The sequence below is a fragment of the Acinetobacter sp. YH12239 genome (genome assembly GCF_013417635.1).
GTDB lineage: Bacteria > Pseudomonadota > Gammaproteobacteria > Pseudomonadales > Moraxellaceae > Acinetobacter.
On sequence record NZ_VPDP01000009.1, the window covers coordinates 25,851 to 47,148 of the forward strand.

Consider the following 21,298-nt stretch of genomic DNA (forward strand, 5'->3'; position numbering starts at 1 on the left):
TTTTAAATTTTTAAGCTGTTACAAATTTTAATCTTTCAACCAGCATATTGCGCATTTCTAAAGGATTTTTTTGCAAAATATCCTCGCTAACACGCCCCATTTCTTTGTTCTTTTGAGCCACTAGCAAACGCATCATCCAGAAACGTCCAGCTGCCATCGCTAAATAGAGTTCTAGGCATGATTTTTCATCACTGGTCATTTCACGTACACTTTGATAAGCCTCCAAGAATGCTAAGGCCTTTTCCTCATTCAAATGAACACTTGGATATTCTGTACAGAAATCATTCATCGTAATAGCGATATCAAACAAAAGTTCATCTTTATTCAACTCATAAAAATCGAGTATCCCTTTTAAAGTAGCCCCTTCAAATAAAGTGTTATCTCTAAATAGGTCAGAATGGATAAAACCTCGTGGACGATCAGGGTACATTGCGGTAAGAGCGTCATATAAACCTAACAAACTATTTAATAATACTTGATCGGCTGGATTTAGCGTAGGTCGAAGCTGCTGAGCCACACTTAACCAATAATCATGATTACGATACTCTGCGCGCTCTAAGGGAAAATTATCGAGAGCCACATGTATTTGAGCCTGTGCAATAGCAATGGACTGAACCTGTTCAAGTGATGAAGGCATAGGATGCTTGCCACGCATTCTAGGCGCAATTTGTGCAGGTTTATTTTTTAAGATCTGAATCGAACGTCCTGAATGTTTCAAAGGTACAGGCACAGGCAGACCTGCCTGACCCAGATGCTCAAGTACAGGGACGAGTTCACCTGCGCCTTGCTCATCCATATCTTCAAAAATTGTTAAAACAAATTCGGTTTGATCTGCACAAACTAGAAAATAGTTCGTATTTTGAATACCTCCTTGAATCGGAATCAGGTCAATCACCTCTAATCCATAAGGCGTAGCAAAATCCTGAACTTCCTTTAAAGTCAAAGTGGTATAAACCGACATAAAAAAACCTGCGAAAAAACTTACATTATTTTGATAGAATACCTGCTCCGACTACCAAGGTGTAGCACCAAAGTCTGTAAGTTTCATAATCGGCTGTTATTTTTGGAAAAAATTATGCTTGCTAAACGTATTATTCCTTGCCTCGACGTAGATAACGGTCGAGTTGTAAAAGGTGTTCAATTCCTTGATATTCGTGATGCAGGCGACCCAGTTGAAGTAGCACGTCGTTATAACGAACAAGGTGCAGATGAGATTACTTTTCTCGATATCACTGCAACATCTAATGGCCGTGACACCACTTACCGTACGGTTGAGCGCATGGCTGAAACTGTATTTGTACCACTGACTGTAGGTGGCGGTGTTCGTAGAGTTGAAGATATTCGTTTATTGCTTAACGCTGGTGCAGACAAAGTCAGTATTAACTCAGCTGCTGTCTTTAACCCTGAATTCGTTCAAGAAGCCTCTCAACGTTTTGGTGCACAATGTATTGTAGTTGCGATTGATGCAAAAAAAACGGGTGAAAATAAGTGGGAAATTTTCACACATGGTGGTCGCAAACCAACGGGTATCGATGCGATTGAATGGTCTGTGAAAATGGCAGAATACGGCGCAGGAGAATTGCTCATTACGTCAATGGATGCAGATGGTACAAAAGCTGGTTATGACTTAGCACTGATGCGTCAGATTAATGATCGTGTAACGATTCCAACGATTGCTTCAGGTGGTGTGGGTAATCTTCAACATCTAGCAGACGGAATTTTACAAGGGGGTGCTGATGCGGTGCTGGCAGCCTCTATCTTCCACTTTGGTCAACACACCATCCCGGAAGCAAAACAATATTTAGCTGAACAAGGCATTGAAATGCGTCTTTAATCACGCCCCATAAAAAAGAGGCAAATGCCTCTTTTTTTTGCAAAAAAAAGAGCCCGAAGGCCCTAAAAACCAAGAAAAAACAGCGCTTGGTTCGTTATGCAAAGCGATAAACTGGAGAGTTCTACCATCAGATTTTCATTCTCCGATTTATTCATCTCATATCATAAATGACAGATCTGCACGAAATCTTGACAAAAGCTACATATTTTATTGACCAATCATGACAAATCAGACGTCAATTCAGCCAATTCCATATCTAATCTGACTTACTCCACTATAGCCAAAGCTTTTTTTGAAATCTCGGAGCGCGCTGCTTTCTGCTCAACCCACTTTGCGGGGAAATATTGTTCAATGATATGATTCACTCGTTTTGAAATAAAAGACGGTAACTGCACCCCTAAAGGGTTATCTTCCTTCAAATCTGGCATTGAAATGACACGTGTCCCTAAAATGTAATCAAACCAAGGCTTAGTGACACACCAATTTGCATCTTGATTGGCGTTCATATGGTGGTCATAGTGCCAAGGAATTTTCTTTTTTGCCCAATGAGGTTCGAGGTGAGCTCTGCGATGCGTGTAGTAGTAGTTACAAGCACTATAAAGCACGGATAAACTCATGCCTTTCGAGATTGGATAAAATGCTGTTCCAAATACAGCAGCAACAATCCCCAATGATACGATTTCATTTTTTGTTCGCCAATTTGAGATTCCCTCTACATAACCCTCATCATGGAAATCTTGTGTTCTAACTTCACGGTGATGTGCCCAATGAGATTCCATATTTTTAGGCACAGGACTAAACCTCGCTTTACCCGGACGGTGTACACCATGTAGAACATATTTATGCGCGACCCATTCAAATCCATTGGCAATGATTAAGCCTGCAATAAAACCTTTAATCATGTTCAAAATCCCTGTTTCTTTTCTTTCAATATATCTAACTCAAGCTCTCAACCATTGACGCAAGATAAAATTTTCATTGACAAATCACGACATATTTTTCAATGTCGTATGGTAGAAAAAGCGCTTGTATGGCACTGTAAAAACAGGCTTAATAACTCATCGTGATTTCAATTGATAAAACAAGAAAAGTATTAATCACATGCAGCAGATAAAGGATTATTCAGGCTCGGTTCATGGTGGACTTGGACATCTCTTACATAATTATTGTGAAGAGAACGGTCTCCCTATTTCTGCAAAATTGGCAAGTATTCAGCAAGCCGAACGCTTTGACTTTAGCATTTGGCGTGAAATATTAAATGAAATTTATGAAGTACACCCACAACCTGCGTTAGGGTTAGAAATTGCTCAATGGGTCAAACCGCAACATTTAGGCATTATCGCGTATATCGCTTTATCATGCGATAACCTAGCAGAAGCACTCACCCGTTATCATGAATATCATCGTTTAATTTATGATGGTACACCTCTCGCCGTTGATCTGGAGCAAGGCGTATTTAGCGTACGTTGGGAAGATTTGCCGATGCATTTGTCGACACAAATCACGGATGAAATTGCGATGGCATTATTGGTTGAATTTCTAAAACGTTATGCGGGTATTGAGCATTTACATATTCAAGAAATTCACTTTCGCTTTCCAGCACCAAAAAATATTGCGATTTATGAACGTTTTTTTCAGAGCAAAGTAAAATTCTCTCAGCCTCATGTCAAGCTTACTTTTCCAATCCAGCTCCTACAAGCACCGATTAAACAAGCTGATCAAACTTTACAAAAACTCCTGATGCAACAAGCTCAAGATTTGTTAAGTCGACTCCCTAATAACACACAAATCGATGAGCGTTTACAGCAAGCCATTCTGATTGGAATCCAAAGACACAATTATCAAATTCAAACTGTTGCAGAACAAGTAGGAATGTCCGTCAGACAACTTCAGCGCCATTTACAAAATCAAGGCGATACCTATCAGCAGCGCGTTCAAGAAGTCCGCAAACTTCTAGCGATTCAATATTTACAAGATCCTTATCTCAGCTTACATGAGATTTCGTTATTGCTCAGTTATTCAGAACAAAGTGCATTCCAACGCGCATTTCGTCAGTGGATGAAGATGACGCCCCAACAGTGGCGTATTCAACATCATATTCGCACTTGATGATTGTGAATTTAAGTCTTCAGTCTAAAGATGATTGATGAGTCACAAGAAAGGATTTTCTATTTCATTCTCAGCCGTCGTTTCTATTTTTTCTGCTAAATTTTTTTGATCTTCTAAATAGATGACCATTGCATCTAAATATTGTTTTAACGCTTTCGCAGCGGCTAAACCGGCTTGATCTTTGGTGATTTGTAAGTTGCCATAAATACTCACACGATCAAGATCATTTTCAAGCGTCAGGTCATGTATCGAATGTGACTCAGTCCCATTTTCAAAAGGCTTAAACATGGCAAATCTCTTTAAGTTTATAAATATCAATCCCTGAAGATAAATGAATCTTCAGGGCGAATTCGAGCTTTTTTATTTAAGGATTTGTAATAAATATTGCAACAACGCTTGAACCAACTCTTTCACGATTGCATCTTGTGCTTGTTCATCGATCCTAGCCTCTTGATGCGTTGCGGTTGTATTGACAGGTACGCTTTGGCTACTAAACTCTTTTTGCAGCGCTTTGAGTTGATCTGTTGAGATATCAACTGCACATTGGCTTTCGGCATCCCAATGCGAATACTCTATCGCTTGTTGAGCTTTGACCTGATTGGCTTTTAATGGCAATTTATAAGTATTACGCTTTTGCTCAGATGTAAGTTGAGGAAACAGATTCATGCCAAGCACTTCTTCTAACTGGCATACACTGACCACTTGCATCTGTAGTGAATTATTATTTGGAGCGTAATATGCGCCAATAGCACCTGTTTTAGGTATATATACGGCTTTAAACACCGCTGTTGGAACAATAACACCGCGTCCAATGGTTTTCAGTTTTTTGCCACTATATACAGGCCCGGTAATCACATACACATCATGTTTCTGCTTCGTAACGATTGCACGTGTCGCTTCCTCAATTTCTCGCCAGATTTGTTGGTTATTCTGCGGAGCTTGAGGAACCATATTGGCTAAAGAAAAACTGTCGTACTGTGCAGCTTTATTTGGCATATCAGCATTTGGAGCCATATGACCACGGTCATATCCCGACCCACGATAATCTGATAATAATGCTCGATGCTTTTCTGCTACACGAGTCTCCTCATGGAAACTGTCTTCTCTTTTTATTTTTTGGCTCAGCCGATCTGGATTCAGATATTCAGCTACCCATAATGGTGTTTTTGAGACACCAGAATACATAGTGGTGAATCCATTAAAGCATAATGGGTAGCGATCTTTATTTAAGCTCTCTTTGATTAAATAAGGTGGCTCTTGGCGATAAAATTGATTGAGACAAGCTGTATTATTAACCGAACCTGAAAATGGCAGATATGAAGACAACTTTTCTTGACCGAAAGCAATTGCAAAGCTTCCTGCTGCAACAATACCTAATACAGCTTTTACCACAATATTATTCAAACTCAGATTACCTATTCGTTCCGTGTTCAACTTCTGGCCCAATGCGTGGGCTTTATTCAAAACCGGCCACAGCTTAACAAGCTATGAATTTGAAGTACATCAAGTGAATTTTCAAGTGAATAAAGGATCTTCGCATTCCGTTCAAATATCACTCAAAATAAGTAACAAATTGTTGTTTTTATAGAATAGTTTTTTAATACTCTTTAAGGTTTTACGTGTATTTGATTGAATTACATCAATTACTTGTGAGATGCTATAAAAGTTATTTAGTAAATTAAAAGAATTGAAAGTGAGGACACTATGAAATTAGCACATACTTCTTTGACAGCATTAGTAATGGGTTTATCTTTGGCAAGTGCAAGTGCATTTGCTGAGCCACCAGTTCAAGCTGGCGAAACTTTGGAAAGCCTTTCTAAAGCTAAAGTCGTAACAACAGTGAATGGTCAGCCTGGTACTTTACAAGAAGTATTAGCTAATGGTCAGATGAAAGTTATTTCTGAAGGTGCTACAACACAAGCGCCTGCTGATGCGAAAGCGCCTATTGGAAACTTACCACCTGCTGAAGCAGAAGAAACTGCTCCTCAAGCACAAACTGCAGTTCCAGCTCAACCTGAAGTAAATGTAACTGAAGAAGCGCCTGTAGAAGCACCAGCGGCTGAGTAAGGTATTAGACTTAATAAAAAAACCGCCTTTGAGGCGGTTTTTTTATATCCAAAATTTTAGCAAACGCTTACTCAGATTTCGATCTGGCTTCCCATTTCGACCACGCGATTTGGTGGAATTAAATAGAAATCACTCACAGGACTGGTATTCCGCTGCATTGAAATAAATAATTTTTCACGCCATGGCGCCATTCCTTCTCCCACGGTATGAATCAGACGATCACGTGAAATAAAGAAACTAATTTGCATCATATCAAATTCAAAATTTAACTGCTCATATGCCGCTTTCAGCGCAACTGGAATGTTGGGTTGGTCTTTAAACCCATAATATACAAAAATCCTAAAGAATCGATTATCCATCTTCTCTACACGGATTCTCTCAATATCAGGTACATATGGTACATCTTTAGTAATGACCGTAATCATCATATTACGTTCGTGTAGAACCTTATTATGCTTAATATTGTGCAGCATCGCATGTGGAACGATATTAGGTGTTCCTGTGAGGAAAATTGCATCCCCAGGAACGATCAGCGTTTCATCACTCATCTTGACACTTTGAATAAAGAGATCAATAGGTAACGCATCAGACTCAAGCTTATTAAGTACGATTTGACGACCATCTTTCCACGTCATTAAAACGGTAAATACAATTGCACCAATCAAGATCGGCACCCATCCACCACCAACAATTTTTAAAGAAGTCGAAGCAACAAAAATGAGGTCGATGATCAATAAAGGCACAGCAAAAAGGGCTACTTTCCAAACAGGCCAGCGCCAAACGCCATAAGCTAAAATCGAAATTAAAATCGTACCACACAGCATAGTCATGGTCACTGCTACACCATAGGCACTGGCAAGATTCGCACTATTTTCAAATAATAAAATGAGAATAATGACTGAAATAAATAATACCCAGTTGATGAATGGGACATAGATTTGTCCTTGTTCAATATCAGAGGTGTGTTGCACGGTTAAACGCGGTAAATAGCGTAACTGGATCGCTTGATTGACCATTGAGAATACGCCCGTAATCACCGCTTGTGAGGCAATCACAGCAGCAGCTGTTGCAAGACCAATCATTGGGAATAAAGCCCAATCAGGAACCAACAGGTAAAATGGGTTCTCAATTGCATTTGGGTCTCGTAAAAGTAAAGCTCCTTGACCCGCATAGTTAAAAACTAAACTTGGCAATACAATCACAAACCAAGCAAGCTTAATGGGCATGCGACCAAAATGTCCCATATCTGCATATAGTGCTTCCCCCCCCGTCATCGTTAAAATGACGGCACCCATCGTGAGGAATGCAACAAAAGGTTGGTTGATGATAAAGCCAAACGCCCAGTGCGGACTGATCATTGCCAACACGAACGGTGTTTGCATAACACTCCATAAGCCTAATAGTCCAATGGATGCAAACCATAATAAGGTGATTGGTCCAAAGAACTTACCCATGGTGGCCGTGCCGTGGCGCTGAATTAAAAACAGTGCTGTTAAAATACCGACGGCCAATGGTAATAACCATTGATTAAACATCGGAGTCGCAATACTTAAACCTTCAATCGCGGATAAAATAGAAATTGCAGGGGTAATAATGCCATCACCAAAAAACAGTGATGCACCGATAAAACCTAAGGCAATCAGATAAATTTTGCGCTGATCTGCAATACGGGTTGAACGTAGATTTAAGGCAAGAAGCGACATAATACCGCCTTCGCCATTGTTATCTGCCTTCATGATGACTGAGACATATTTAAAGCTGATGGTGAGCATCATGCACCAGAAAATAAGCGACAAAATGCCCAGAACGGTTGCCTCAGTAATTGCAATATGAGCCGTAAGGAAGCATTGACGCAATGCATACAGAGGACTGGTTCCAATGTCACCAAACACCACCCCTAATGCTGCCAATGTTACCGCAGGAAGTGCGGCTTTTTTTGCAGTGCTTTGCATATATTAGTCTTCATGCATTCGACAGAATTTTTCGGCAATCATATCACTGGCTAAAAACTTTTTCTTTAAATCAATTGTTTCAACTTGGCATCTGCTTTTTTTTTGGTTATCATCGCACGCCTTGGTGAAGTGTCCGAGTGGCTGAAGGAGCACGCCTGGAAAGTGTGTATACGTTAATAGCGTATCGAGGGTTCGAATCCCTCTTTCACCGCCAGAATTTAAAAAACCGAATCTCATGATTCGGTTTTTTTTCACCTAATATTTCGATTTTGGCACGTATCTCGCTTCATTTTACTGTCATCAACATCATGTTAAGTTAATAAAAACAATACTTAAGGAGCTGAGCAACCTAACAACGTTATTCAAATAGATGATTTTTGCACACCTATAAAATATAGAACCTGCTATTCTGGAGATAATATGAATAACAGCGCCAACTATGTAAAACAAATTAAAAATGCAAAACGTGGTGGCTATACACCCACTATCGCTAAAGATGTGAATAAACATAAAATTCAAAAAGCGCTAAGATTAATTGAGCAATGGAGAAAATTAGCACAAGAGTTAAAACCTCAAATGCAATTTGATATGGCTTATACTCTTGAAGAGTGTGCACAAGACCTTGATCGTATTCTAAAAAACAAATAGCTGACCCTATACAATTTTCTAAAGATGCCTGTACACGCTATGACGGGCATCACTATAAAATGAGGAAAAAAGACGATCAAAAATAAAGCAAAAACATGTCATCCTGCTCAATTTTAATTAATCGATTAATTTTTGACTTGCGTTTTAGTGAAAAAACGCTATTATTCTCTCCACGTTGCCGGCATAGCTCAGTTGGTAGAGCAACTGACTTGTAATCAGTAGGTCCACAGTTCGAATCCGTGTGCCGGCACCATTTTATACTTAGCCTCGCTTTTTAGTGAGGCTTTGTTGTTTTTGATGATTTATTTTTTAATTGCACTCACTTGTACATACCGTACGATTCCCTCTTGATAAAGTTTCGCACACAACTTTGCTGTCATCTTAATTTTTGCCAAATCTAAAACGTGATACGAATGAGCTTGGATGTTCTTTTTAAAAATATCACTCTGAATATACGTTACAAATCCTGCAAATACCTCGTGACTCAAATCTTGAATATGTATATCTCTAAAGCCCGCTTGCGCTAATATTGATTGCGTTTCATCGAATGAATGCAAATGGTTCAGTTTAACGTCAGCTGCTTTTAATAATAATTTAACTTTCAATTGCGCTAGAGGACTCAAAGTATAGAACTTTGAATTCAAAATAAGATAATGAAATGCTAAGCGTCCTTTTGAATTCAAAATACCATCTACAGAACGAAGAAATAAATTCAAATTACTGTGATAAGCAGCATCGATGCAAATTGCCGCATCAAATTTAAATTCAAATGATCTAGATTCTAAATTTAAAAATGTTCCCTGCGAGATCCGATTGACATGAGGTAAAAACTTACGCGTATGATTTACATAATATTCTTGTAATTCAATTCCTTCCAAGTATTCGATTTGAAATTTTTCTTTCCATAAAATTAAGCTAGCACCTTGCCCACAACCTAAATCAATTAATTTATCTTTTGAATTTAAATCAATAGATTGAGCAAGGGTTATTGCGAGTAACTCGCAGGCTTGTGGATAATTCAGCTGGTCAGTTTGCCATAGACCTAAATTACTCCAAGCACAATTACGGTGATCCCCCAATAAAGCTGCATTGATCGCATATTTATGTCGAGGGGCTTTCATCCATGCTTGGAGCTTCTTCATTCAATCCCTTAATATCCTAACTCTGGTGCAACCTGTACCTTAGGCTTTAAACCTACAAATGGTAACGGCGCATCAAGTAATTTTGCTATATCCATTGCTGAAGTCACCGCTGACTCCAAAATTGGCAATCCATCGCATGACCAAGAACCACAATAAAATACTTTACGACCTTGTTGTTGGTGACGAGCACTCAACTCATGCGTTAGTGGTAGAGTATGACGGTCTACAACAGCTCTAGTGAGTTTCACTTTATGTATTACTTTTTTAGGATCAATCTCAATTACTGGATTCCAAGTTTGAAAAACAGGAGATTTACCCACTAATGTTGGCTCAATCGAATTCAGCCAAACAGTGAAATGCTGTTTAGTAAATTTACGATCCATCATATAACTCAATACGCACCAATCTTTACGCTTCACAGGCATTACCACTGAATCAGTATGAATGACCAGCTCACCATCAACAAACTTAAATTGTTTTAGGAGTGCCATATCATCCGCAAACTGTTCAGCATCTAAAAACTCCTGAACTTTTGTTGTTGGTGTCGCGACTATCACACGATCAAATAAGTCAGATTCACCTGCTTCATTTTCCACATAGACTAAATCACCCTGCTCTTGTACACGAGTAATAGGCTGCCCACTTCTTAAATCGATATCTTCCAGCAATTTATCAACGAAAGCTGGCGTCCCACCTTGGATTCGAAGAAGTGCATCTCCATCCGTCAGTTGGCGTAAGAAAATCAACAATGGTTTTGCTGGCCATTCACCAATGGTTTTTGCATCACATGTACAAATGGTAAATAGTACAGGCATGACTGCCCCATTCCAAAATACTTCTTCTATTTGGTTATATTTAACGAACTCATCTAAAGTGATATCTTGATTTTTAGATTTAAAAAACTGCTTCAATGCAGATCTAAGTTGTAACATCCCTTTCACTAAACGGATGCCATATTGCTTTAATCCTTTTCGATTGTTAATGATTGGAAAGTTGCCTATGCGTGAACGTGATGTTGTCAGCCAAGTATCGATTTTATCTTCAAATAACCAGCTACATGACATATAGGTACGTACCGGAAAAGTGTTGAGACCCAAATGTGTGGCAAGACTCAATGTATTTTTCCAGAGCATTGGATTCATGACACGTAATGGCGAATCAATAATCCCACCTTCATACTCAAGACTATAACTATCCATACCACGCCCTGGAAGCGCCTCGAAAACTGTGATCTGGTGACCAGCATCCTTGAGAATTCTCGCAGTTGCCAACCCTGCCATACCACTTCCAATCACTGCAATTTTCAAAATTATGATCCAAGCATTAAAAATTTTTTTAATTATGCGATAGAACACTTTGAAACTTGCTATTAAAAACTTCCAGATTTTATTTGTTTTTGATTAATTTTTAATCAAATAAATTTACGTAAAATTCTTGCTACACTATTCGTCATACGCTAAATATTTAATACACTTGTATTTTTTAAGAAATCAAAAAATATGTTTAAAAACAAAATAGATATTTTCACCAATAATTTAATTTTTTAGTTTACAGCTTAAAAAAAATGCATTATCATTGTTTTGAAAATGAGAACTACATCACATTAATAAGAAACACAAATAGAATGTGATCTAGAAAATAAATATAAATTACAGCGTATAAGGACCTCTGTTGTGTGGGATAGAGGTCCTTTATTTTTTTAAAATGATGATTACAAAAAAAGCGGAAATGATATTTCCGCTTTTCTCGTTCAAATTAACGTGCAATTTCACCAAATTTACCATTATTGAAATCATAAAAAGCTTGAATGATTTCTTCTTTGGTGTTCATGACGAATGGTCCATGCCCTTGAATTGGCTCATTTAGTGGCTCACCTGTAAGCACTAAAAATTGTGTATCTTTATATGCTTGCAATTGAATTGCTGCCTCACCATCACGAGCAAACATCACAATTGAACTGTCTAGAACTTTTTGAGTCCCATTAATTACGAGTTCTCCATTCAACACTACAACCAATACATTGTGATCTACAGGAACATGTATGAATGTTTCATACTCAGCTTTGAGCTGACCATCCCACACATTTATTGGAGTAAATGTTTCAGCAGGACCATGATGACCACCAAACTCACCCGCAATTACACGGATATAGCCAGCGTCATCATCCATGGTAATTGTTGGAATATCATGAGATGTGATCGCTTGATAGCGTGGTTGAGTCATTTTATCTTTGGCTGGTAGATTGACCCAAAGCTGTGCCATTTCAAGAATTCCGCCTTTTTGAGCAAATTCAGGAGAATGAAACTCTTCGTGAACCAATCCAGCCCCAGCAGTCATCCATTGCACATCTCCTGCCTCGATAACACCACCACCGCCACTGGAATCTTTATGTGCCAAACCACCTTGATAGGCGATAGTCACTGTTTCAAATCCGCGATGAGGATGTGAACCAACACCTAACTGACGTGTCGTTGGCTCAAAGTGATGTGGTGCACCGTAATCTAATAACAAAAAAGGACTAAGTGCTTGACCTAAGCGATCATAAGAAAATAAGTTACGCACTGGCAGACCATCACCAACCCAATGTGTATGTTGGTTACGATAAACCCCAATTACTCTTTTCATCTTTTACTCCTATATTCGATAGGATGAACATGCGCTCATTTTAGACTTTGCACAGAAAATAAAAAGCGCTTTACTGCCACACAGATTCCTATTTTTATGATTATAATAATCTAAATTAATTTTATATATGTGACTATTCACTGAAATTTGAAATTTATGATTACAATATTCCTATTAATAAGACTAATTATCCTAAAAATTGTCACAAATTTATCTCATTTTCAGTCTAATATAACTGGTGACTGAATACGATTTCATTGATACGTATTCACACTTACTAACATCATAGAGGCTAATAATAATGGGCAAACCTTACGTTCGTTTAGATAAAGATAATGCAGTAGTGCTTTTAGTCGACCACCAAACAGGTCTTCTTTCTCTTGTACGTGATATCGATCCTGATAAATTTAAAAATAATGTTTTAGCACTCGCAGCAGCAGCAAAATACTTTAATTTGCCGACAATTTTAACAACAAGTTTTGAAGATGGTCCTAATGGTCCACTCGTTCCAGAATTAGTTGAAATGTTCCCTGATGCTCCATATATCGCGCGTCCAGGTCAAATCAATGCTTGGGATAACGAAGATTTTGTAAATGCTGTTAAAGCAACAGGTAAAAAACAACTGATCATTGCGGGTGTTGTGACTGAAGTTTGTGTTGCTTTCCCTACACTTTCAGCTCTTGCTGAAGACTTTGATGTATTCGTGATTACTGATGCATCTGGTACATTCAACCAAATCACGCGCGATGCTGCATGGAACCGCATGTCTCAAGCAGGTGCTCAACTTATGACATGGTTTGGTGCTGCTGGTGAGTTACATCGTGATTGGCGTAATGATATCGAAGGTTTAGGTGCTTTATTCGGTGAGCATATTCCTGACTATAAAAACTTAATGGTTAGCTATGTAAAGAATACCACTAAAGAATAATATTTAACAAAAGCGACCTTTGGGTCGCTTTTTTTTACCATATTCAAAACCCAAGATGATTTCTTGAACGGCTTAGTTTAACCTATGCTTAAACTTTATCGGATCAGGCGTCGAGGTGAAAATTGCATTCATTTGATGACTATTACTATTTTTATTTGGTCGTTAAATACGGCGGTTTCAGTGCTGCTAGTGACGCATCAAATATAACGAAATCAAAGCTTAGTCGACGTATTTTAGAACTCGAAGCAAAATTTAATGTCACACTCATTCAACGTTCTACTCGCCATTTCAAAGTAACGCCTTTAGGTCAAGAATTTTTTCAAGAATGTGAAAAAGTAATCAACCAAGTTGATTGCGCTCATAATGTTTTACTTAAACAGAAAAGTGAACCTCAGGGTCTAGTTAAAATTAGTTGCCCACCCGTAATGATGCGTTATCAAATTCGCTCTTTACTCAATGATTTTTTGAAACGCTATCCACAAGTTCAAGTCGAGATGGAATTAACCAGCCGACGCGTAGATGTATTGCACGATGATATTGACTTGGCGATCAGAACTAATTTTTCTGCCAATGAAGACTCCACCATCGTGGTTCGTGATGTCATCAAAACCACTCATTGTTTAGTGGCAACCCCTGAGCTTTTACAGGGTCGCGTTTTAGAATATCCAACTGAAATCAATGATTTTCCAACAATTGTTTTAGGAACTCAAAAAACACATTATCAATGGAATTTGCACCGAATTGAAGGGCATGATCTCATTGAAATTCCATTACAACCACGTATTAAAAGTAATGATTTGGCTGGTGTGTATTATTCAGTGATGGATGGATTAGGTATTGCAGATCTACCTTATCTTACAGTGCAAAAGGATTTGGCAGCAGGACGGCTTATACACATATTACCTGACTGGTGCTCAAATATAGGGACTGTGCAACTCGTTTATGCATCACGTAAAGGACAACGACTCGTGATGGAAAAACTCATCGACCACTTGGTTGAAGGTTTACGACAAGCAGCACAAAATCAAGAAGGTTATGCCTCTTAATAAAAAACCAGCACATCGTGCTGGTTCTTTACTTTTCAACTTAATTTAGATCTTACCAACAAGATCGATTGATGGTGCAAGTGTAGCATCACCTTCTTTCCATTTCGCAGGACATACTTCGCCTGGGTGAGCATGAACATATTGAGCCGCTTTCACTTTGCGAAGAAGTTCTTGAGCATCACGACCAATACCACCTGCATTAATCTCTACAATTTGAATTTTTCCTTCAGGATCAATTACAAATGTACCACGATCTGCCAAACCTTCAGATTCAATCAATACATCAAAGTTTTTAGACAATGTCCACGTTGGGTCACCAATAAGTGGATACTGAATTTTACCAATCACATCTGAAGTATCATGCCAAGCTTTATGTGTGAAATGAGTATCTGTAGATACACCATAAATTTCTACACCTAACTTTTGGAATTCAGCATAGTTATCAGCAAGATCGCCTAATTCTGTTGGACATACAAATGTAAAATCTGCAGGATAGAAAAAGACAACAGACCATTTACCTTTAAAATCTTGCTCAGAAACTTCAATGAACTCACCATTTTGATAAGCAGTTGCATTGAATGGTTTGACTTCAGTATTGATTAAACTCATGTGTTTTCCTCTATTTCTTTGTGAGAGTGTTGCTTCGTTGAAATAGAGAATACAAAAGATGATTGGATTGGTAAAACAGAAAGTATTTATAAAAACAATCGAATTTCTAGATTTAAAAGTTAATATATTTCTTTAAGAGAATAAATTAAATATAAAACACTGATTATTTTTTTTAAAACTTATTTAATTGGTTTCAAATTTTTGAAAATAATACTTTTCTTTTTTGATCCCAAAGAGAAAGATTATTCACTCTGTATGACCATAAACGATTCGAGTAATATCCATTGGGTTTAACCTCACACTATGAAAGCTCACTGATCGAGGCTTACGATTCACCATCTTTCCCAAGATCATTAATCAAACGCTGATCTATTTCTATAATCATTATAAGAAACGATTGAAAATCTTGCTGCTCTAGCTCATTAAACTTCCTCTTCTGCACTCACCTGATGATAAGATCGATTAAAATAGACAAGACTTTCCTCTTGCGAGCTTTGTTGAATGGCTACAACTCGGCAAATAAAAATACTGTGTGTGCCCACTCGTTGAATTTGCTCAATCTCACAATCAAAACTGACTAAAGCGTCCTTTAAGACCGGGCAACCTGTTTTCAATTTACCCCATTGGGCTAATCCAAAACGTTGTTCTGCACTCAATTGACTCGATGCAAAAGCATTTGAAAGAGACTCATGTTGAGAACTGAGCACATTGACAGATAAAACTTTGTTCTCAATAAAATACTGATGAGATCGGGATGATTGATTCATACATACCAAAAGCGTAGCAGGTGAATCAGTAACGCTACATACAGCAGAAGCCGTGAAACCATGCTGTCCTGTTTCACCAGCTGTTGTAATAATATTGACTGCAGTGGTTAATAAAGACATTGCGTTTCTGTAGTCTGAAGCTTCAACCATTTTTCTCTTCTCAAATATAAATTGCTAAACTCGTGCGAACCTAGGATATAGGTGATTGCACAGATGATCCATCTTGAATGTAGAAAATAAACTCAGCTAAAGCACTAACTTCTTAGTTTAAGATCGCTGAACCCATACTTAAGGCTTCAAGTTTGTCACGTCCCACGTGACGAGACAGTGGTATCATTCCACAGTTGGTTGAAGGGTATAGCTTATCAGCATCGACAAATTGCAAAACTTTACGCAAAGTGTTCAACATTTCGTCAAGTGTTTCAATTTGATTGGTTGCCACATCGATTACACCGATTATGACTTTCTTCCACGAATCAGTTCAATAAGATCCATGGATATATGTGAGTTTTGCACTCTAAAGAAATGATGCCCCAACTTAGATTTTTGTAGTATCGGGAGTGACGTTTCAAAAGGACACCGTTCATTACTCAAAGTTTGTTTCCCATTTTTATTATCTTTCATAGAATAGCTTTAACAAATATGTATGGCGGTTTCACATTTCAAATTTTCAAGCGCTAGCTCAAGAATAGCAATTCTCTAGACAAATCAAAATTAACTTTGTATCAAATTACTCAAGGTCATCAATAGAAATAAATCAAGTAGCGATCTAACGTCGCTCGAATTACGAGTCTAAAAGCTCTATGATGAACTGTGCTCAGATTATTCACAGTATATTTACTTAAGACCAATCAAAATAATTCGATCAATAAACCTATCATGACTACCTAAAAAAAGAGCCGAGATAGTGAATCTAGGCTTCTCTTATTTTTATGCTGGGATACTTGCTACTATATCCTCTCGAGACCAGAGTCTGTGATTTTGTATCGCTTTCTTAAATTTATCTTAATGATCTTTAAAGGTTTTACTACTAAAAATAGCATCATCTTGTTCGATAGGCTTTGTTGCACAAAGCTATTCTTAAGGGCTTCTTCAGCCATATAATTTTCAAATGAAGAAGCCTACAAACAAAATCTACCGCACAACCAATTGGCCCGCATATAACCGAGCACTCATTAATCGCGGAAATATTGCCATTTGATTTGATCCTACTACGCAATGGTATGCTCCATCAAAAGGCAAACAAGGACGAAATCAAACTTACTCCGACGCAGCCATCCAATGCTGCTTAATGATTAAATCCTTATTCCGTCTGTCTTTACGTATGGTCACTGGCTTTGTGCAAAGTCTGATTAAACTTTGCGGATTAAATTGGACAGCGCCAGATTACAGTACGCTTTGTAGAAGACAAAAGTATATTGATATTGCAATCAGCTACCAAAAAAGTATTGATAGACTACCTTGCGCAATATATTGCTCATCATGGACTCTACAGGCTTGAAGTTTCTAGGTGAGGGCGAATGGAAACGCAAGAAACATGGACCTGAATATCGTCGCCAATGGCGTAAGCTACATATTGCTATAGATGCTGAAACACTTCAAATACGGGCAGTTCAGCTCACAACCAACAATGTGAGTGATTCACAGGTGCTTGGCCATTTACTTGTTCAGATTCCAGAAGATGAGCAGATTGACTCTGTTTATGCCGATGGAGCTTATGACACCAAGCAACGCCGTCAGGCCATTGCAGATCGGCAAGCGCATGCGGTGATTCCACCTAGAAAAAATGCGAAACCATGGAAAGATACAAAGAGCAGCTTGCTAAAGCGAAATGAATTACTTCGAACAGTTAATCTTGCGAAGCAATGCTTCTCAGGTAGGACACTATGGAAAAAATGGTCAGGCTATTATCGCCGAAGTTTGGTTGAGACTAAAATGCACTGCATCAAATTATTAGGAGATAAACTCAGTGCAAGGAGCTTTGATAGCCAAGTCAATGAGATTCATGCACGTGTAGCAGTCCTCAACAGATTTACGGAATTAGGTCGACCACTTACCCAAGTTACGCCTTAAATTTGGCTCAATTAGGGGCGCTTTGCCTTTCAAATCTTTGTGCAACAAAGCCCTCGAATAATAAAAATAAATGATCGATAAACGTAACATTGAGAACATAAAATCAATCAAATAGATCTATCCTGATAAATCATAGATTCAACTTTTTATAAAATTAATTTTAATCAGACAAAAAAAGAAGAACTCGAATCAAATCAAGTTCTTCTTTCGTTATAAATACAATATTTAATTATTGTATAGTCTAGAACGGTAAATCATCATCTAAATCAGATGGTGCTGTCGCCATTGGCTTCGGCGCTGGTTGATTTTGTGGCTTTTGGAAGCCTTGGTTAACGTTGTTATTACCATAACCAGCTTGGTTACCATAACCGCTACCTTGATTATTATTGTTATAACCACCTTGGTTGCCATAACCACCGCCTTGGTTGTTATTAAAACGCGGTTGATTATAACCTTCACCACCATTTTCACTTTGCTGACGATTATTAGAATCTAACATCTGCATTTGTTCGCCACGAATTTCAGTCGTGTAACGTTCTTGACCATTTTGGTCTGTCCACTGACGGGTACGTAAAGAGCCTTCAATATAAACTTTTGAACCTTTACGTAAATATTGCTGTGCAATTTCACCTAAACGATTATGTAAGACGATACGGTGCCATTCTGTTTGTTCTTTGCGTTCACCTGAGTTTTTATCTGTCCAAGATTCACTTGTCGCAATTGAAAACTGCGTTAATGAACCACCATTGGGAAATGTTTTTGTCTCAGGATCTTTACCTAAAGTACCAACTAAAATAACTTTATTCACGCCGCGCATGTGCTCTAATCTTCCTATTCGATTCTATGTTTTACTTTATAAGAGTTATGATTAAATGGCTACCTCTTTACCCAACAAGTGCGTTAAATGTTGTCGCGCAGTTTCGTCTAACTGCTGCTTATCAACTTTGACATAGACCACTTGTTGATCAGTCATCACCACGACCTCTTCAATACCACGAATTGCCAGTAACTGAGAAGTCCATTCATCTGTTTCTTGGACTTTAGGCAAACTCAAAATCAGTGATGATAAATAACGTGGCTGCTTCAATCCAAAACTAATCAACAACCAAAGAATGGCAATTCCTGTCAGTATCCCCCAGCCTAGAGCAGTGTTATTTAACATCAGCAATTGACCACCCAGTATACCGCCAAAAAAAGCACCTAAGAATTGACCACTGGCATTCACACCCATTGCTGTCGCTTTGGATTGGATAGGTGCTGCCTTCGATAACCAAGATGGCAGTAGTGCTTCCATCACATTAAAGGCAATAAAGAAAAGACCTAAACCAAGCAACAAAATGTATTTCGATTCAAATCCAAAAATCATCACGATCAAACCGGCGATGATCCCAGCAATCGCAGTCAGAAAAATACCTCGCATTTTTCGATATTTTTCAGCAAGAATGATACTAGGAAAAGCAAAAAATAAACTGATTACCAATAAGGGAAGATAGATCAAACCATGCTGAGCTAAAGGAATATCTGCAAAGTCAATCAATTGAGAAGGCACATAGATGAACATCGCCGTCAGCAATAAATGCAAAGCAAACACAGAAACATGTAAGCGATTTAAATCGCCCATTTTCAAAACTTGTTTTAGCTGAGTGAGATAACCTTGCTGAAAATTTTTATGATGACGTGTTGTTTTGGGAACAAGAAATAGCATTGCAATGGCAAGTAATCCCATAAGCGTGGTCACCCAGAATAAGCCTGAAATACCCACCACGCTGGTCAACCATGGCCCTAAACTAAATGCAATAACGAAAGAGAGACCAATACTCATCCCCATCATTGCCATCGCCTTCATACGATTTTCTTCACGCGTAACATCTGCCAATAACGCCATGACGACAGCAGAGACAGCTCCACCCCCAGCTATTGCACGCCCTATAATCACACCATAGATTGTGTCTGACATTGCCGCGATTGCACCACCCAAGGCAAACAGCAATAAACCCAATACGATCAGCGGCTTTCGGCTATAACGGTCTGCAATCAAACTAAAAGGAATTTGTAGTATTGCCTGAGTCAAACCATACACACCTACGGCCAAACCAATCAAAGCAGGTGTTGCATATTCATAAGCCTGTCCCGCAACAGAAAAGACCGGGACAATCATAAACAGACCTAACATTCGCAATGCAAAAATGCTGCTCAATGCAAATGTGGAACGGCGTTCTAAGGCATTCATCATAAAATTTAGGTTATCGTGTGATTTCTATGTCTACTTTGATTATAGAATATTCGGCTGATGAACAGGCATGAATTTTATTTGAAATAAAGATCAACACCATCTGTTTTCCCTAGAGCAAAAGCCTTAAGCCAAAAAAAAGCACAGCTTGTGCTGTGCTTTTTTTTGATGTGTTCATCTAGCCTTGTAGCGCTTGACGTTTCTTATATTGAATAGATGCAATCACTGCCCAAACAATAAATGCTACACCAATCAGACCTGTTACCACTTCAGGAACATGTACGCCCGTACCACTCGCAATCATAATGAAAGCCAATGCACCAATTGCATAGTGAGCACCATGTTCTAAATAGATGTAAGCATCTAAAGTGCCTTTCTCAACGAGATAGATGGTAATCGAACGAACAAAGATGGCACCAATCGCAAGACCTAACATAATCACCACAACATCTGAAGTAATTGCAAAAGCACCAATCACACCATCAAAACTAAATGATGCATCCAATACTTCTAAATACAAGAACCCACCGATACCTGCTTTGACTACGCCTGTTGGCACACCATTACTATCGTGACCAATTGCATTACCATTTTCATCAATTTCAGGCTCACCACCCAGCAAATGGCTCAGTACTTGTACCCCAATATAAATGACGATGCCCCAGATACCCGCCATAGTCACGACTAAGCGTTTAGCTTCATCAACATTAGCAGCCATGATCAGTAAAGCCACTAAAGCAACAAATACAGATAGTGCAGGTACAGATGCCAATTTCGCTAAACGACGCTCAATCCATTTGAACCAATGCGTGTCTTTGCCATCATCCAAGAAAAAGTTAAGGAATACCATCAATAAGAATGCACCACCAAATGCTGCAATTTCAGGATGATGATTCATCAGTCGTGCCGAATATTCTTTAGGGTCATTTAATGCCAAATTGACAACTTCCATCATGCCCATATCCGCTGTGACCGCGACGATCACAATTGGGAAGATTAAACGCATACCAAATACTGCAATGAGAATACCCACAGTCAGGAAAAGCATTTTCCAAAAGTGATCCCAATGACGAAGCACTGAAGCATTGACGACAGCATTATCAAAAGAAAGTGAAACCTCCATCACAGCTAAAATTGCAGTGATGGTCAGTACGGTGAACATGGTCTTGAGGCCAGCTTCTGGACCATGGGTATAACCCCAATAGGCAGACAGCGCAAGACACACGATCGTGAATACGATAGAGAAACCAAAATGTTTCCACATAATC

19 protein-coding genes, 2 tRNA genes and 2 pseudogenes are annotated in these 21,298 nt (G+C 38.6%); 9 read left to right on the forward strand and 14 right to left on the reverse strand.

Features of this window, described 5'->3' with window-relative positions:
• Nucleotides 1-10 precede the first annotated feature (10 nt).
• On the reverse strand, nucleotides 11-961 hold the full coding sequence (locus tag FTV17_RS09335; protein WP_179999064.1) for a homoserine kinase: 951 nt from the start codon (nucleotides 959-961) through the stop codon (nucleotides 11-13).
• 111 nt (nucleotides 962-1,072) lie between these two features.
• On the opposite strand from FTV17_RS09335, the gene hisF reads away from it, so the two are divergent.
• Nucleotides 1,073-1,834, forward strand: a complete 762-nt coding sequence (gene hisF / locus FTV17_RS09340) for an imidazole glycerol phosphate synthase subunit HisF (protein WP_373687202.1) — start codon at nucleotides 1,073-1,075, stop codon at nucleotides 1,832-1,834.
• A 266-nt stretch (nucleotides 1,835-2,100) separates the two neighbouring features.
• On the opposite strand, the gene FTV17_RS09345 is transcribed toward hisF, so the two are convergent.
• Nucleotides 2,101-2,736 (reverse strand): hypothetical protein, encoded by a 636-nt coding sequence (locus tag FTV17_RS09345; RefSeq protein WP_179999068.1) that lies wholly within the window; start codon nucleotides 2,734-2,736, stop codon nucleotides 2,101-2,103.
• A gap of 199 nt (nucleotides 2,737-2,935) precedes the next feature.
• On the opposite strand from FTV17_RS09345, the gene FTV17_RS09350 reads away from it, so the two are divergent.
• Nucleotides 2,936-3,943 carry an AraC family transcriptional regulator gene (locus tag FTV17_RS09350; RefSeq protein ID WP_179999070.1) on the forward strand — a complete coding sequence of 336 codons (1,008 nt, stop codon included), beginning with the start codon at nucleotides 2,936-2,938 and terminating at the stop codon, nucleotides 3,941-3,943.
• A gap of 42 nt (nucleotides 3,944-3,985) precedes the next feature.
• Here the strand turns inward: FTV17_RS09350 and FTV17_RS09355 are convergent, their stop codons facing one another.
• A complete protein-coding gene (locus tag FTV17_RS09355; RefSeq protein ID WP_179999072.1) occupies nucleotides 3,986-4,231 on the reverse strand; it encodes a hypothetical protein in 246 nt (81 codons plus the stop codon).
• Nucleotides 4,232-4,303: 72 nt separating this feature from the next.
• Nucleotides 4,304-5,347 carry a DNA/RNA non-specific endonuclease gene (locus FTV17_RS09360; protein WP_179999074.1) on the reverse strand — a complete coding sequence of 348 codons (1,044 nt, stop codon included), beginning with the start codon at nucleotides 5,345-5,347 and terminating at the stop codon, nucleotides 4,304-4,306.
• 300 nt (nucleotides 5,348-5,647) lie between these two features.
• Here FTV17_RS09360 and FTV17_RS09365 point away from each other — a divergent pair, with 300 nt between their 5' ends.
• Nucleotides 5,648-6,010 carry a hypothetical protein gene (locus FTV17_RS09365; RefSeq protein WP_257219921.1) on the forward strand — a complete coding sequence of 121 codons (363 nt, stop codon included), beginning with the start codon at nucleotides 5,648-5,650 and terminating at the stop codon, nucleotides 6,008-6,010.
• Between the two features lie 71 nt (nucleotides 6,011-6,081).
• Here FTV17_RS09365 and FTV17_RS09370 read toward each other — a convergent pair whose 3' ends face one another.
• Complete coding sequence (locus FTV17_RS09370) at nucleotides 6,082-7,962, reverse strand: potassium transporter Kup (RefSeq protein ID WP_179999076.1); 1,881 nt, start codon at nucleotides 7,960-7,962, stop codon at nucleotides 6,082-6,084.
• Between the two features lie 123 nt (nucleotides 7,963-8,085).
• Between FTV17_RS09370 and FTV17_RS09375 the strand changes: the two genes are divergently transcribed.
• The 3 genes from FTV17_RS09375 to FTV17_RS09385 all read left to right on the forward strand — a co-directional run bounded on the left by FTV17_RS09375 (nucleotide 8,086) and on the right by FTV17_RS09385 (nucleotide 8,863).
• Nucleotides 8,086-8,176, forward strand: a tRNA-Ser gene (locus FTV17_RS09375).
• Nucleotides 8,177-8,382: 206 nt separating this feature from the next.
• Entirely contained in the window at nucleotides 8,383-8,610 is a 228-nt protein-coding gene (locus FTV17_RS09380; protein WP_035267585.1) for a hypothetical protein, read from the forward strand.
• 177 nt (nucleotides 8,611-8,787) lie between these two features.
• A tRNA-Thr gene (locus tag FTV17_RS09385) sits at nucleotides 8,788-8,863 on the forward strand.
• Nucleotides 8,864-8,912: 49 nt separating this feature from the next.
• Here the strand turns inward: FTV17_RS09385 and FTV17_RS09390 are convergent.
• The 3 genes from FTV17_RS09390 to FTV17_RS09400 all read right to left on the reverse strand — a co-directional run bounded on the left by FTV17_RS09390 (nucleotide 8,913) and on the right by FTV17_RS09400 (nucleotide 12,377).
• A complete protein-coding gene (locus FTV17_RS09390) occupies nucleotides 8,913-9,752 on the reverse strand; it encodes a bifunctional 2-polyprenyl-6-hydroxyphenol methylase/3-demethylubiquinol 3-O-methyltransferase UbiG (protein ID WP_179999079.1) in 840 nt (279 codons plus the stop codon).
• A gap of 8 nt (nucleotides 9,753-9,760) precedes the next feature.
• The gene (locus FTV17_RS09395; RefSeq protein ID WP_218945324.1) at nucleotides 9,761-11,059 is read right to left on the reverse strand and encodes an FAD-dependent oxidoreductase; all 1,299 of its coding nucleotides are present in this window, start codon (nucleotides 11,057-11,059) and stop codon (nucleotides 9,761-9,763) included.
• Nucleotides 11,060-11,507: 448 nt separating this feature from the next.
• Nucleotides 11,508-12,377, reverse strand: a complete 870-nt coding sequence (locus tag FTV17_RS09400) for a pirin family protein (RefSeq protein ID WP_179999081.1) — start codon at nucleotides 12,375-12,377, stop codon at nucleotides 11,508-11,510.
• A gap of 301 nt (nucleotides 12,378-12,678) precedes the next feature.
• Between FTV17_RS09400 and ycaC the strand changes: the two genes are divergently transcribed.
• Together ycaC and FTV17_RS09410 are read left to right on the forward strand one after the other, a co-directional pair.
• Nucleotides 12,679-13,305: an isochorismate family cysteine hydrolase YcaC gene (gene ycaC, locus FTV17_RS09405; protein WP_179999083.1), complete on the forward strand. Its 627-nt coding sequence runs from the start codon at nucleotides 12,679-12,681 to the stop codon at nucleotides 13,303-13,305.
• 122 nt (nucleotides 13,306-13,427) lie between these two features.
• On the forward strand, nucleotides 13,428-14,351 hold the full coding sequence (locus FTV17_RS09410; protein WP_092766475.1) for a LysR substrate-binding domain-containing protein: 924 nt from the start codon (nucleotides 13,428-13,430) through the stop codon (nucleotides 14,349-14,351).
• 45 nt (nucleotides 14,352-14,396) lie between these two features.
• Here FTV17_RS09410 and ahpC read toward each other — a convergent pair whose 3' ends face one another.
• The 3 genes and pseudogenes from ahpC to FTV17_RS09425 all read right to left on the reverse strand — a co-directional run.
• Nucleotides 14,397-14,960 carry an alkyl hydroperoxide reductase subunit C gene (ahpC, locus tag FTV17_RS09415; RefSeq protein ID WP_035267594.1) on the reverse strand — a complete coding sequence of 188 codons (564 nt, stop codon included), beginning with the start codon at nucleotides 14,958-14,960 and terminating at the stop codon, nucleotides 14,397-14,399.
• A 422-nt stretch (nucleotides 14,961-15,382) separates the two neighbouring features.
• Nucleotides 15,383-15,877 carry a flavin reductase family protein gene (locus FTV17_RS09420; protein ID WP_035267597.1) on the reverse strand — a complete coding sequence of 165 codons (495 nt, stop codon included), beginning with the start codon at nucleotides 15,875-15,877 and terminating at the stop codon, nucleotides 15,383-15,385.
• A gap of 112 nt (nucleotides 15,878-15,989) precedes the next feature.
• A pseudogene (locus FTV17_RS09425) lies at nucleotides 15,990-16,423 on the reverse strand (methionine synthase); the annotation flags it as partial.
• 415 nt (nucleotides 16,424-16,838) lie between these two features.
• On the opposite strand from FTV17_RS09425, the pseudogene FTV17_RS09430 reads away from it, so the two are divergent.
• A pseudogene (locus tag FTV17_RS09430) lies at nucleotides 16,839-17,800 on the forward strand (IS5 family transposase).
• 241 nt (nucleotides 17,801-18,041) lie between these two features.
• On the opposite strand, the gene ssb reads toward FTV17_RS09430, so the two are convergent.
• From ssb to FTV17_RS09445, 3 genes are all read right to left on the reverse strand, one after another.
• Nucleotides 18,042-18,617 (reverse strand): single-stranded DNA-binding protein, encoded by a 576-nt coding sequence (gene ssb / locus FTV17_RS09435; protein WP_092766486.1) that lies wholly within the window; start codon nucleotides 18,615-18,617, stop codon nucleotides 18,042-18,044.
• A gap of 51 nt (nucleotides 18,618-18,668) precedes the next feature.
• Nucleotides 18,669-20,033, reverse strand: coding sequence for an MFS transporter (locus FTV17_RS09440; protein WP_179999085.1), 1,365 nt, complete (start codon nucleotides 20,031-20,033; stop codon nucleotides 18,669-18,671).
• Between the two features lie 175 nt (nucleotides 20,034-20,208).
• Nucleotides 20,209-21,294: a DUF475 domain-containing protein gene (locus tag FTV17_RS09445; RefSeq protein WP_179999088.1), complete on the reverse strand. Its 1,086-nt coding sequence runs from the start codon at nucleotides 21,292-21,294 to the stop codon at nucleotides 20,209-20,211.
• Between the last annotated feature and the right edge of the window lie 4 nt (nucleotides 21,295-21,298).